This is a genomic window from Anaerobiospirillum succiniciproducens DSM 6400 (genome assembly GCF_000482845.1).
GTDB lineage: Bacteria > Pseudomonadota > Gammaproteobacteria > Enterobacterales > Succinivibrionaceae > Anaerobiospirillum > Anaerobiospirillum succiniciproducens.
Genome location: NZ_AXWV01000089.1, coordinates 1 through 13,929 on the forward strand (window position 1 = coordinate 1; position 13,929 = coordinate 13,929).

Sequence of the window (13,929 nt, forward strand, 5' to 3'; positions counted from 1 at the left end):
AGTTAAGCATGGTCCAGGTCGTCCTAAAGGTAGGAAAAACAACAAGACTCTTGAAAGAGAGGCCTTCAAACAATCCATTGGGCTTGTAGCAGTAAAGCGTGGCCGTGGGCGTCCTAAAGGCAGAAAGAACAACAAAACTCTTGAAAGAGAGGCAGCTATACTAGCGCAAACTGATATCCAGTAACTGGTGTTATAGCAGATGCACACGGCATCATTAACTGTAATGTAGCAATGGAAAGATGTCTATCCGTTTTAGAGGTTGAATCGAATGAATCTCTTCTGGCACGAAAGAATATTTTAGGTAATATCTTTGATGTCTTTGTACGAAATTTAGAAAAATTCAGGATTACCTGATCAAGCTAATTTGCATAAATTGGTTGCCTCAACAAATTTAAGAGAAAGATTAAATGGATAAACAATACTTGTACACCATAGGCTATACGTCATTTATGCGCACTAATGGTCTAGATATAGATCGATCTAATAATCTAGATATAGATCGATTATTTGCAACATTGAAAGAGTATCAGGTTAACTATCTTTGTGATGTTCGATCTGTACCGTACTCAGGCCAATTTCGTAATGCCAACGCAGATTCTTTGAAGCTTAAAGGTAAAGAGTATGGTATTCCATATGTGCACATGCCAGAGCTTGGTGCAAAGGCACAAGTAGATCAAGATGTTTTCTCTCCGGCTTGTGAGGTGTTTTTTGAAAATGAAGTTTTTCCTATAGCCAAAAGCAATCGCCCAGAAAAGACTGAGTTACAAGGCTCCGATGAGATCGTAGATTTTAATAAATTTAGATATGATGAATTTTTTGTGAGCGGTCTCAAGCGCGTAGAGGTGGCTTACGAAAAGGGCTTTACGTTGTGCTTAATGTGTAGTGAAAAACAACCAATGGATTGCCATCGCTATTTTTTAATTGGCAAGGCTCTACATAATAAATTTAGTGACTGGCTTGAGGTTAGACATATTGTAATGAGACAAGGTAAGAGTGAACTCATTACCCAGTCTCAGTTAGATAGTGAGCTTGAAAAATATGTCTGCAAAAATCTCAAGATCAATAAAGATGAAATTTTAACACCGTCATTATTTGGAGATTCCGTGCTAGATAATTACTACGGCGAGACTCAACAAGAAAAGCTTAATGATTACTGTGATAGGTTTTGGAATTTACGCCACGGCTGGAAAAAAGGAAATTTAAATAATTATGATTAAGTTATTTAATATTGGTTTTACACAGAAAACCGCCCAAGAGTTCTTTGGCATTTTAAAGAACAATAAGATCGATTGTTTAGTTGATGTACGACTCAATCCTAATGGTCAGCTGTCACGTTTTGCTTTTGAAAAGGACCTTCCTTACTTCTTATCTGAGCTATCTGACGGTTGTAAATACTGCCACAGAACCGATTTAGCACCTACAAAAGAGCTTTTGAAAGAGGTTAGAGAAAAGGACAGTCCAATGCATAAGGACTATAAGCTTTTTGAGACAGCCTATATTGAACAGCTTGAGAGTAAATCCAAAATTTCAAATTTCGTGGATGAGTTTGGCAAGTACGAAAATGTTGTACTGCTATGCTCTGAACCAACAAATGAAAAATGTCATCGCCGTGTACTGAGTAACCTTCTGTTAGAGAAGTTCTCTGATGATATTAAGTTTGGAGGCAACTTGTAATGCAAGTAAAAAAGCGTGTTTTGCTACTTGCAGTAAGCTGCAAGAAAGGAGGGCTGTGCCCAGGAGGAATTGATTTAGATAATCCATCCAAATGGATTCGTATTGTTAGAGATGATTTTGTGGCTGGATCAGTACAGTGGCCTGAAATTAATAATGCTAATCCATTAGATATAATTGAATTTGTCGGGCATCCTGTGCCGCTAGGGATCCAGGTTGAAAATTGGGCAATAGATAATTTCTCATGTCGCAAGGTTAGTTCAGTTCCAGCATCAGAGCTAGATAGAATTTATGATAACTATGGCTACCATGGCTTTTGGAATACTATTCGTGCTTACTTAACTGATGATGAGTACGAATATCACAAAGCACAGGCGACGCCTTCGGAGTCATTGATTAAGGTAAATAATATTTATATTTACAGAAATAATAATGGTAAACATAAAATAAATTTTACCTGTCAAAATATTCATGTTGAAAATATTTCAATGACAGATCCTGATTTCTTTATCGCTCAAAATGATAACAGGTGTATCGCAATCGAATTTGCAATAATTGTTGTTGCGATTCCAACCGAGGCCGACTTTATCCCTCCAGGAATGACCTCTGGTCGTGGCTACAAGTTTGTTAGCAAGGTCTTTGCTGCAGGTCAGATTAGGTTCATAGATAACGCAATTCAATCTGGTGAGAATTGTTATTTAAATGCTCCTCCTTGCTATGGGAATAATAGATATTTAGGCAATCAAAGAGGCTATTCGCCTAACTATAGTCAGAATAGATATTTAGGCAATCAAGGTGGCTATCAGGCTAACTATGGACAGAATAGATATCCGGCTAATCAAAGAGGCTATTCGCCTAACTATAGTCAGAATAGATATTTAGGCAATCAAGGTGGCTATCATGCTAACTATGGACAGAATAGCTATCCGGCTAATCAAAGTGGCTATCATGCTAACTATGGACAGAATAGCTATCCAACAAATCAAAGGAGCTATCAGGCTAATTATGGACAGAATAGCTATCCAGCAAATCAAAGGAGCTATCAGGCTAATTATGATGAGATAAGCCATTCAGGAAATTTAAATAACAATGATATATGGTCTGACCCTTTTGCCACTTCTGAAAACAAGACTTCCGCAAATCGGTGTTCTAACCCCTTTGCTCCTACTGATAATCAGAATAACGGTAACGGATTGACTAGACCGTCTGACCAAACAGGTAATCAGAATAACGGTAACGGATTGACTAGACCGTCTGACCAAGCAGGTAATCAGAATAACTGTAATGGATTGACTAGACCGTCTGACCAAGCAGGTAATCAGAATAACGGTAACGGATTGACTAGACCGTCTGGCCAAGCAGGTAATCAGAATAATTCTCAATCAAGGAATGGAAATAATATAAATTCAAAAACTCCAGAAGATCCAAAGGATGATAAAAATTCGAGCAAGCAGCACGACTCAAAAGATAAGAAGAAGCAAACAGCGTCAGCCTCTTTTAAGGCAAGTAAACCTAATAGAAAAAAAAGAAAGAAAAATTATGGAAGATCCCGCAATAGGAGAAAAAATCGTAATAGTACTGACCTTGAAGAGGTGTATCTATAATTTAAGAATGGCATATAAAAGACAATTATCTTTTTATAGACCCAGCTGCTCAATGCTATTAAGCTCTTCTAAAAGCTGGCTTTAGCGTAGAACGTTACCATTACATACTTAAAAGACATACTATTAGAGCACCCTGTTTTCATATTGAATGGGTTTAATAGGCTGTTTCTTAATTACTATGGCAACTCCCTAATGTCAGATAGTAGAAATAAAGATAATCAATTTATCTAGAACAAATTTAGTTCCTTGAGATAAGTTTCATTATAAGGATGAGTTTGAGTTTCTATTTGTACGTAACAGGCATATGCTTTTACTGTACTGAGAATTATTGTTTTTAGGGTCTAGTATGGTCAAAAACTGGACTATAGTTAAATTCATAAAGATGTAGAAGCTTTCTTAAGCTGTAATCAATCATCTATTTTCTTTAAAATTGCTACAAGTGTTTGGAATGCCCGTAGAGGCAATATAACAGTCAAGTTAGTCTCAAGCAGTTACCATGGGTTTTCTGTCAGAGTTTGGGAAAGACTGATAACTAAATGCTTATGATAAGTCTAGTAGTGGTGATGTGTGCAACTTAGCTGTATTTGGCGATAAAGGGTCGATTTGGGATGTAAGCCAGAATTGTTTACAGCAGGGTTGGTTTAGATGCAATGCATTTAAATGGCTTAAATAAGCAATTTATAGCTGATAAAGATAGGGTTTGTTGATCGAGATTGTCAGCTTGTGAGCAATGCAAAAGTATCAAAATTTCAGCATGTTATAATCGAACGGCTATCAGCTTTGCTGAGGCTTTGCTACGTCTGAGCATTGTGTATGCTTTGTTTTTTAAGCCATTTTAGGCTAGTTAGTGGCTAGTTTTTTGGCGCGGGCGATGATGCTTAGTGGCGTGACATTCTCTTTAGCTTGGTAGCGGCTGTTTATTGTGACTTTATGGCAGGACGCTTTAATGTGCGATTCCCAATTTAAGCATGAGCATGATGATGCTCAATTGGCTCAAGAGATGGGCAACTTTAGTTGCGTAAGTTCTGATTGTGAGTTTGATGAGCACACTAAAGGCTATGACCTTGATAAGGCTATCTTTGGTCTTAGTGAAGATAGAGGCTATGACTCTTTATCTAAACTCTTGTCCTTTAGCATTAAGCGCTTTAAACAAGAGGGCGTAACTATGGAGGTTACGCTTGGACACCATTTATGTAGACCATCTCCAATTGGTTGGATTTTAAATGGCGGTACCTCGCTTGCCTTATCTGAGGTAGCTGCTGGTCTTGCATCATTTGCGCTATGTCCAAAAGGCTCTCACCCTGTAGGTTCTGCAGTGAGTGCCAACCACACTTCGATGGCTAAGTTAGGTGAAAAGCTTACGGTGACAGCCACGGCTTTGCACGTTGGTAAGACAACTCATGTGGTTAATGTGGATATCACTGCCCTTGATGGTCGTCTTATCTCGACAGCTCGAGTGACAAACACCATTATCAGTCCGACTGGTACTGAAGGCTCAGCTCACTTACAAAAGATAGCTGCAGCTCAGGCTAAAGCAGGTAGTTAAGTGTTGCTTTAAAGCTTAGTTTGGTGTGGTAGGGTCAAGCGCAGCTTTGTCCACTCTTTTGATGGTTTAGGTGATGCCTGGGTATTTTTGCTACTTAAGGATTACCCTTTTCCGCAACTGTGAGGCGCTGGGCCTTATAGTTTTTTGTAGGCAACATGACGGTAACGTCTTGTAGGCTTTTGATTGTCTGTTAGTGAGGTTAATGTGGCTGAACCACGTGTTTTATTAGCTTGCGATGAAGTCTTAGATGATCTGGTGCAAAACAAAGTACCATTCGTGCTTTATCGTTTGCCAGAGAGCAAAGAACCACGTTTGATTGTGCAGCGTGGCAACGATGTTCAGTCCATCACTGACTTTAAAGATTTAAGCACTGCCTCAGGCTTCTTGATGGCTCCTTTTGCCATTTCTGAGCGCAATCCGATGGTTGTCATCCGCGCCGATGAGTCACTTAATGGTGATACTGAAATTATTGAGTACTTACTTGAGCGCCATGCTAAGTTAGATGCAAAGACTGCAGCGATTCAGGGTGACAAGCTCTGCTTTAAAGAGCGCGTTGAAGACAATGACGTTGTTTTTAAGCGTTATGAGGCAGTGTTCAATAGATTTAGCAGTGCTCTTAAAGATCGCCTCTTTGATAAGCTCGTGCTCTCACGTTGTGAGAAGTATGCTTACGCTCCATTTGGCTTATTCTCATCATTTGCTAAAGCCTGTGCCTTATATCCAAATATGACTGTCTCGGTAGTAAATTCTGAGCCAACTGGCACTTGGTTTGGTGCAACACCTGAAATCCTTCTTAAAGGCGATGGCCGTGAGTTTAGAACCATGTCCTTAGCCGGAACCATGAACTTAGCATGCTATCGCGAGGAGCTAAGGCAAAAGCTTGGTCTTGAAAATTCTGCTTGCTCTGAGAGCACTTCAAAGTGCAAGGTAAGTGCAGCTTTAGTTGAGTATGGCTTAAATTGCCAAGACGTAGCTATCGCTATTCCATCATTAAGCGATTGGTCAGCTAAAGACGTCGAAGAGCAAGGCTATGTAACTTCCTATATTGAGGAGGTCTTAAGTCGCTACTCCGATAGTATTGAAAAGTCTGGACCTAAGAGTGCAGCTGCTGGCCCTGTATGCCACCTTAAGACTGACTTTACCTTTAGCATTGCCAATCAACAATGCTTAGGCGAGATTATCGGTGCACTGCATCCGACACCTGCAGTATGTGGACTGCCAAAGCTTGAGGCATATAAATTCATTCAAGAAAATGAAGGCTATGATCGTGCTTACTATGCCGGCATGTTAGGCCCTCTTAATATGGATGGACAAAGTGCCTTGTACGTAAACTTACGCTGCATGCAGCTAAGTAAAGATGATACTTGTCAAAGTAAGACCATTGCCTCTTGCTACATTGGCGGCGGCATTTTACGTCAGTCTGACCTTAACTCAGAGTTTAAAGAGGGTTCTAACAAGGTAGCCACCATCTTATCTGCAGTTAATGACGATCGCTATCAGGATGCTCTCAAGAACTCTTAGTCCATTTGATTTGAACTCAACTGTCATTGTGCTTACGATTTAGCCTTTTTCATGACTCTTTAGATTGCGCATAAAGTTTGAGCCTTACTCATGACTCTGTAGCTTGTGCATAAAGTTTGAGTCTTACTCGTGGCTCTTTAGTTTGCTCTATAAGCTAGAGCCTCATTTACACGCTCTTCCTGGCAATTTTATGCGTGTGATGTGAGATTATTGAGGCTATGGCGTATCATAACCATCAACTTAATCACTGTAAGTACAGTGCATAAGCAATCCATGTGAAAACATGGTTTAGCTATACGGAGATCTACATGTACTCAAATAAGCAAAACGTATTGCAGCTGGTGGCCTTGATGCGTAGCCACGGCGTTAAAAAATGTGTTCTGTGTCCTGGCAGCCGTGACATTCCTTTAGTGCAATCGATTTTGCAATGTCCTGATTTTGAGACATACTCGATCACCGATGAGCGTTCAGCAGGTTTCTTTGCTATTGGCCTGAGCTTGCAAACTGACTGTAAAGAAGCAGTTGCTGTGGTGGTTACCTCTGGCAGTGCTCTTTTGGGTTTGCATGCTGCCGTCTCTGAGGCTTTCTATCAAAATGTGCCTCTGCTTGTGATTTCTGCAGATCGTCCAGCTGCATGGATTGGTCAGATGGACGGCCAAACTCTGCCACAAGAAAATGTCTTTAAGACATTAGTCAAGAAGTCAGTAGGCTTAGTTGAAGTGCAGTCTGATGAAGATCGCTGGTTTAATAACCGCATGATCAATGAGGCTCTGCTATCTCTTAATCATCATGGCTTAGGCCCAGTGCATATCAATGTGCCGATCTCTGATCCTTTCTTTGAGTTTTCTACTCCAGACTTACCTGATGAGCGCGTAATTACTCGCTTTAATCTTGAAAACTTCAAGTACATTGAGAACTTTGAAAAAGGCCCTCAAGCTTTTGACATTGAAGTTGATGATCCTAATCTGTCATTGTTTGATAACAATGCAGTTCATCTTGCGAAAACTATTAATAAGTTTGAGCGCATCATGCTGGTAGTTGGTCAGTCTGTTGACGGCATTAAAACCTTTGATAGAAAAGTTGAGCTTACTGGACCATTGGGCTGGCTTGAAAGACAAACAGCAATCATGTGTGAAAGCATAGCTAACATGCCTAGAAAAATGGACACCATAAGCATGCCGGATATGATGATCGCAAACTGCCTCACTGAGGACGGTGAGTATTTAGAGGAATTTCCTGGCACCGCTATTGATACTTGTCCAGAACTAGTTATCACTATTGGTGGTCACATTATTTCTAAGCAACTCAAGAAGTTTTTACGAGCTTCTAATCCACCTTACCACATCCATGTAAGTGCAGGTGGTGAAGTAATCGATCTCTTTAAGAGTTTGACTACAGTTGTTGAAATGGATCCAGCAAATTTCCTAGACATACTGACTCGTGCTTGCGCAATTGAAGGCATTGCTCATGAAATTTATCTAGGTAAAAGGCTAGATCCAGTAAAACACGAAGAGATTGACTCCTTGGACTTGGATGGAGATAACATTATAGATCAGATGATGTACACTGCCTCAATGTCAGTCTGCACACATGTTATGGATAAGCCTGATTTCAGTTACTCACACATGCAGGCTATGCAACTATTGTTAGAACAGATTCCTGCAAAAAGCATTGTGCATTTGGCAAACAGCTCTACTGTACGTTATGCGCAATTATTCAATAATCCTTTTGAGGAGGACGTTATTGATAAGCGCATTAAAGTGATGTCTAATCGAGGCGTTAACGGTATCGAGGGATCATTATCTACAGCCATTGGCTATGCTGCAGCATCAGATAAGCTTAACTTTATCGTAATTGGCGATCTTAGCTTCTTCTACGATATGAATGCACTATGGAATGACTATGTTGGCAATAACGTACGTATTGTTCTTCTGAACAATGGCGGTGGCGAGATTTTCCATGCTCTTCCTGGTCTTAAGCTGTCTGATAAAGAAAAGAAGTACGTTACTGCGCAACATAAGACCAATGCTCAAGCATGGGCTGAAAGCCGTGGCTTTACATATCATTTAGCCAAAAATACTACCTCTTTGAACAAAGCTATTAACGCTATTTGTTCTAAATCAAAACTGAAAGCACCGCAGTTTGTAGAAGTAATTACTGAAGCTCAAAGCGATGCTGCAATGCTCAAGGAGTGTTTATCTGAGTGCAAAGAGACAACGCAATATGATCTTGGTGCACATATTGTGCGAGAGCTCCAAAGCATACAACGTGATATACAAATGATCAGGCAAATTAACAGGTTACAAAACTTTGACTAATGGTTAAGCACTTCAAGTGCAACAGGTTATCTAAGATAGCTACCACCATTAGGTCGCTAAATACTACCGACAAGGTCTAGACAAGCTAACTTACCTTTTCAAAGTTGAGTAGCTAAATGCGTTGTGATTGGTTGCTCAAATAAGCCGCTACTAGAGCAATGCTTAAAAGTTAGCTAAGTTAAGAATGTTTATTTCCTAAGCTCAATAATGTGTTTTTGCACTTTGTGTGCATTGGCTTATTTATAAGCACCTCCTTTTCTTATTTATAAGCACCACCTTAGGAATAAGAATTTCATTTTATTCATTAGAGAATATTGATATGTCTGAAAAGAGAGAATGGAAGACCATCAAAGAGTATGAGGACATTTTGTTCGAGTTCTTTGAGGGTATCGCCAAGATCACCATTAATCGTCCTCGTTACCGCAATGCTTTCACTCCTACCACTACCACTGAGATCTCCGATGCTCTGTACTACTGCCGTGAGTGCCAGGACATTAACGTGATCGTGTTAACCGGTGCTGGTGACAAGGCATTCTGCTCTGGTGGTGACATGAACGTTAAGGGTCATGGCGGCTATGTGGGCAAGGATGGCGTACCACGTCTTAACGTTTTAGATGTGCAAAAGCAAATTCGCTCCATGCCAAAGCCAGTTATCGCTATGGTTAACGGCTTTGCAATTGGTGGTGGTCACGTACTGCACGTAGTTTGCGATCTCTCTATTGCATCTGAGAATGCTATCTTTGGTCAGACTGGTCCACGTGTTGGTAGCTTTGATGCCGGCTTCGGTTCTTCATACTTAGCTCGTTGCGTTGGCCAAAAGAAGGCTCGTGAGATCTGGTTCATGTGCCGTCAGTACAATGCTCAAGAAGCATTAGAGATGGGCTTAGTTAACAAGGTAGTTCCATTGGACAAGCTTGAAGATGAGGTTGTTGAGTGGGCCAAGACCATGATGTTACACAGCCCTCTGGCACTGCGTATGATCAAGGCTGGTCTGAACGCTGAGCTTGATGGTCAGGCAGGTATTCAGGAGCTTGCTGGTGACGCTACCATGCTCTACTACATGACCGAAGAGGCTCAAGAGGGTGGCAAGGCATTCTTAGAGAAGCGTAAGCCAGATTGGTCTAAGTACCCTAAGTTCCCTTAAAAATATCATCCTAAGCTAAGGCACTCATGCTCATACAGATTAGTGTACTCAGCATGATTCCTTTGTAGCATGTGATCATGCAAGCTTAAGCCTAGACGTATCATAGATTTTCTAGATCTTGGTAGTCTGACTTAAGATAAATAAACAGGTGCGTCTTCGGACGCACTTTGTGTTTTGGGGCAAATATAACTACTAGCGCCTGGTTTTACAGATGCGGTTTTGTATGAGCGCTTGCTAGTAGTGCTTAGAGGCGTGCCTACACAGACAGGTACTTTAGTGCTGAGCCTCGTTCATAGTGTTTTACTCAAAGTGGTCTTTGATAGGCAAACGCATGGGCGGTGAAAAAGTTTGAGCATTTGATTTGCACTTGATGCGATGCTTGGCTTAACTGGCGGTATACTTGGTCATCACGTTTTTCTAGCTAGGGTGAAGTGATGTCTTATAAATTATCAGGCGATCTGTACCGCTACGACCTTAAGTTTAAAGAACCAGCCATGACCTCACGTGGAACTTACTACACTCATACCGTGTGGTATCCAACCATTAGATTTGAGGATAAGGTGGCTATTGGTGAATGTGCGCCATTGCCTGATTTAAGTTGCGACTTCCTTTGCGGTGGCAACACTGAAGAGGAGCGTACCGCCTCTTATGAGTCTAAGCTCAAAGAGCTCTTTGCAGCTTTGTTTAAAAGTATTCCTAATAACGCCTCAGCTACCGAGTTACTTGCATTTGAGCCAGATTTAAGCGCTTTTAGAAATTACCCATCTGCCATGTTTGGCGCTGAGACTTTAATTGCGCACTTAAAGAGCTTAATTGGCATCAGTGAGGCCAATAAAGCTGCAGCTGCAGCAGGCTTTAGCGCCAAAACTGTTGCTGCAGGTGCGTCTCATTATGGTTCAGTAAGCTCAGCTATTAGGCCAGATCTGATGCTCTGGGATAGTCCTTTTAGTCGTAATGAACAAGGCATTTACATCAATGGTCTTATCTGGATGGGCGACTTTGAGACCATGGGTGCTCGGATTAAGAGCAAGCTTGAAGAAGGCTTTAGATGCATCAAGCTCAAGATTGGAGCTATTGATTTTGATAAAGAACTTGCTTTGCTCGATTACATTCGTCAAAGATTTAGCCCACAAGAGCTCGAACTACGTGTAGATGCTAACGGTGCTTTTACTCCTGAAGAGGCACCTGCCAAGCTTGAAGAATTAAGCAAATTCACCTTGCACTCTATCGAGCAGCCAATTAAGGCTGGACAATACGAGGCTATGGCAAAACTGTGTGCTAACACCCCAATTCCAATTGGTCTTGATGAGGAGATGATTGGTATTAATGATCTTGAGCAAAAGAAGATCATGCTCGATGCCATCAAACCTCAATACTTAGTAATTAAGCCAAGTTTGCACGGTGGTCTTCAGGGCACTCAAGAGTGGTTAATTCTCGCCAAAGAACGTGGCATCAAGTGCTGGTTAACCTCAGCTTTAGAGTCCACCATTGGACTTAATGCTATTGCGCAGTGGGTAGCTATGCTTAATCCATCCATGCCACAAGGTTTAGGTACTGGAGCTTTGTATACCAATAACTTAGCCACCCCAATGTACATCAAGGACGCTAAGCTCAATTGCGATCTTAATATGGATGAAGTGGCTAATTACTCAGACTACCTAAGTGAGATCTTGCAAAAAGAGGCCAGCCATATCGCCTCCTTTAACTAAACAGATCTTATAAGGCACTAGCACTGATCGTAATTGGTCTCAAGGCTACGGTCAGTCGCGCCATAGACTCAAGCAGCGCAGTATACATAAGCAGCAAACTACCTAAGCATGCAATCAACACAAGCAGCAACCTACATAAGCGGCAACCAGCATAAGCTTGCAATCAACATCAGCAAGCGGCAATCGACAAAACACTGCCGTATGGCTATGCAGCCGTAGAGAAAGCTGCGCAAGCATCACTACGACGCTATCAGTCGCCATACATGAGGCCAAAAGAAGCGAAGCTTAGCAAGCTGTAGTTAAAGTGAGCTATAGGCTGCGCTGCTTTTGCAATGGCATGCCAATCATTACGTATTAGCTTTTATTCAGGCCACTTTATGATGGTGGTATCAAAGAACGGGGCGCAAAGATGGATTTTGTTAGAGATCGTCAGGTACAAAGCATCACAATTAACGGCACTACTTATAGCGCTGAACAGTGTAGAGTTCCTGAGGGTAAGACCATCTCTATGCTGCATCAAACTATGCTTGAGCAGCATGATGAAAAGAGCTTTTTAGTCGATGTTGCCAAGTTCTTAGAGGAGTGGTTTAACTCAAGCGATCTTCTGCAGGTGCAAACGAGCGGCTCGACTGGTACGCCTAAAAAGCTCATGGTAGAAAAAGAGCGCATGATGAACTCTGCATGCATGACTTTGTCATTTTTAGGTCTTAAAGCAGGTGATGGCGCTTTATTATGTATGCCACTTGCCTATATTGCAGGAAAGATGGTGGTCGTACGCTCCTTAGTTGGTCGCTTAAATCTGTGTGTGACAGAGCCAAGCTCTAATCCAATGCAAGCTTGGTATGAACAAGAGCTCTCTCAAGGTAAGAGCGCCAGTGATATCGTGGTGCCAACTTTTGCGGCCATGATTCCTATGCAGGTTTATAACTGTGTAAGAGACCCACTCTCAGATAAGTTACTCCGCCAAGTTCGCGAGCTGATTATTGGTGGTGGTGCGGTTGATGCCGATTTAGGCGCTCGCCTCAATGACTATCCAAATCATGTGTGGAGCACTTACGGCATGACCGAAACGCTCTCCCACATCGCGCTGCGCCGTATCAACCAAGTAAGCTTAGATAAGAGCACAAGCAAGGCATCATCTGCAGGCAATGGTGACTCAGTGGCAAATGCAGAGAAAATCTCTGTTCCTGAGCATGCTAGCGATTATGAAGATGATGGCAGCTCTTGGTATGAGCCTTTTGAGGGAGTAAAGCTCAGTCTTTCTGACAAGGGCGGTTTAGTGATTGATGCTCAGTCGGTGTGCGCCGAGCCACTAATTACTAACGACGTAGTGGTGTTTAATGAGCATGGTCATTTCAAGGTTATCGGCAGACTTGATAATGTCATTAACTCAGGTGGCGTTAAGGTACAGATTGAGACAGTTGAAAAGCAGCTTAATGCAGCCATTGAAGACTTTGCAAAAGCAGACGCACAAAGTGCACTTGCTAAATTGCAATGCATGATTACCTCAAAGAGCGATGAGAAGTTTGGACAGGTCGTAGTGCTGCTCTATACCTTCAAAGATGGTGTTAAGCATGAGATCTCAGATGAACAATGGTCTACACTCTTTTCAAAACTCCATCGCTACCACATCCCTAAGCTTAAGCTCTATGTGAAGAGCTTGCCTTTAACTGGTACAGGTAAGCCAGATCGCGCCAATGCCAAGAAGATCGCTGCAGCCTAGTGCGTACTACTAATAGCCACGTTGTTGTGATGCCCGTTAACGGGCTGAAAGACACGAAGATATATGGCTTTGAGTGGATTACATATCCGATCAATGCACATATGGCCGCCCCATAAAGTCCCTTCTAGCGATCTTAACTATGGTGATTTTGGCTTATAAGCAATGGAAATTAATAGGATCAGAATATGTGTTTATGGTCTTATGGCCATGTAAATAAGTTGTAAAGACCATATTAAGTGCAGGTCAGAGAAAAAAGTTTTGAGCGTGATTTGCTTCACAAAATGCGATGTATATGCTGGTCTTTAAGGTGAATTTGAGTAGAATAGTAAGTCCGCGCTTAAAAAAAGTTTTAAAAAAGTGTTGACCTAAGATTTTGGATCGCTAAAATACGTCATCACTGAAACGCACTAAGCGATTCGGTAAACAAAGCCAAGCGCTTTGTAGTTCTTTGAAAATTGATAAGTACAGACAATCTGTGTGAGTTCTTTAGTTAAGGACTTTGAGTTTAGCCAACATACTTAGTAGCTTAGTTTAAAGCTACAACTTCAAACGAATCATTAAAGTGAAGAGTTTGATCATGGCTCAGATTGAACGCTGGCGGCAGGCCTAATACATGCAAGTCGAACGGTAACAGCAGAGAGCTTGCTCTTTGGCTGACGAGTGGCGGACGGGTGAGTAAGGCTTGGGAATCTG

At 41.6% G+C, this 13,929-nt stretch carries 10 protein-coding genes and 1 rRNA gene; all 11 read left to right on the plus strand.

Going from position 1 to position 13,929, the window contains the following annotated elements; genetic code table 11:
- A partial coding sequence (locus tag H524_RS17630) for a hypothetical protein (RefSeq protein ID WP_044122058.1) occupies positions 1–184 on the plus strand: 184 nt, incomplete at its 5' end.
- A gap of 223 nt (positions 185–407) precedes the next feature.
- Positions 408–1,217: a DUF488 domain-containing protein gene (locus H524_RS0110620; RefSeq protein ID WP_027940207.1), complete on the plus strand. Its 810-nt coding sequence runs from the start codon at positions 408–410 to the stop codon at positions 1,215–1,217.
- Complete coding sequence (locus H524_RS0110625) at positions 1,210–1,674, plus strand: DUF488 domain-containing protein (RefSeq protein WP_027940208.1); 465 nt, start codon at positions 1,210–1,212, stop codon at positions 1,672–1,674. The genes H524_RS0110620 and H524_RS0110625 overlap by 8 nt, the downstream gene beginning before the upstream one ends.
- A complete protein-coding gene (locus H524_RS16750) occupies positions 1,674–3,275 on the plus strand; it encodes a dual OB domain-containing protein (protein ID WP_027940209.1) in 1,602 nt (533 codons plus the stop codon). Before H524_RS0110625 ends, H524_RS16750 begins: the two co-directional genes overlap by 1 nt.
- A 922-nt stretch (positions 3,276–4,197) precedes the next feature.
- Entirely contained in the window at positions 4,198–4,821 is a 624-nt protein-coding gene (locus H524_RS15450) for a PaaI family thioesterase (protein ID WP_211232170.1), read from the plus strand.
- Positions 4,822–5,025: 204 nt separating this feature from the next.
- Positions 5,026–6,342, plus strand: coding sequence for a chorismate-binding protein (locus H524_RS15455; protein WP_156907601.1), 1,317 nt, complete (start codon positions 5,026–5,028; stop codon positions 6,340–6,342).
- A 308-nt stretch (positions 6,343–6,650) separates the two neighbouring features.
- A complete protein-coding gene (menD, locus tag H524_RS15460) occupies positions 6,651–8,660 on the plus strand; it encodes a 2-succinyl-5-enolpyruvyl-6-hydroxy-3-cyclohexene-1-carboxylic-acid synthase (RefSeq protein ID WP_052339059.1) in 2,010 nt (669 codons plus the stop codon).
- 319 nt (positions 8,661–8,979) lie between these two features.
- The gene (gene menB / locus H524_RS0110650; RefSeq protein WP_027940210.1) at positions 8,980–9,804 is read left to right on the plus strand and encodes a 1,4-dihydroxy-2-naphthoyl-CoA synthase; all 825 of its coding nucleotides are present in this window, start codon (positions 8,980–8,982) and stop codon (positions 9,802–9,804) included.
- A gap of 434 nt (positions 9,805–10,238) precedes the next feature.
- The gene (locus H524_RS15465; RefSeq protein ID WP_052339060.1) at positions 10,239–11,513 is read left to right on the plus strand and encodes an o-succinylbenzoate synthase; all 1,275 of its coding nucleotides are present in this window, start codon (positions 10,239–10,241) and stop codon (positions 11,511–11,513) included.
- Between the two features lie 409 nt (positions 11,514–11,922).
- Complete coding sequence (locus tag H524_RS0110660) at positions 11,923–13,236, plus strand: AMP-binding protein (RefSeq protein ID WP_027940211.1); 1,314 nt, start codon at positions 11,923–11,925, stop codon at positions 13,234–13,236.
- Positions 13,237–13,795: 559 nt separating this feature from the next.
- Positions 13,796–13,929: ribosomal RNA gene (locus H524_RS0110665) — 16S ribosomal RNA — on the plus strand; the annotation flags it as partial.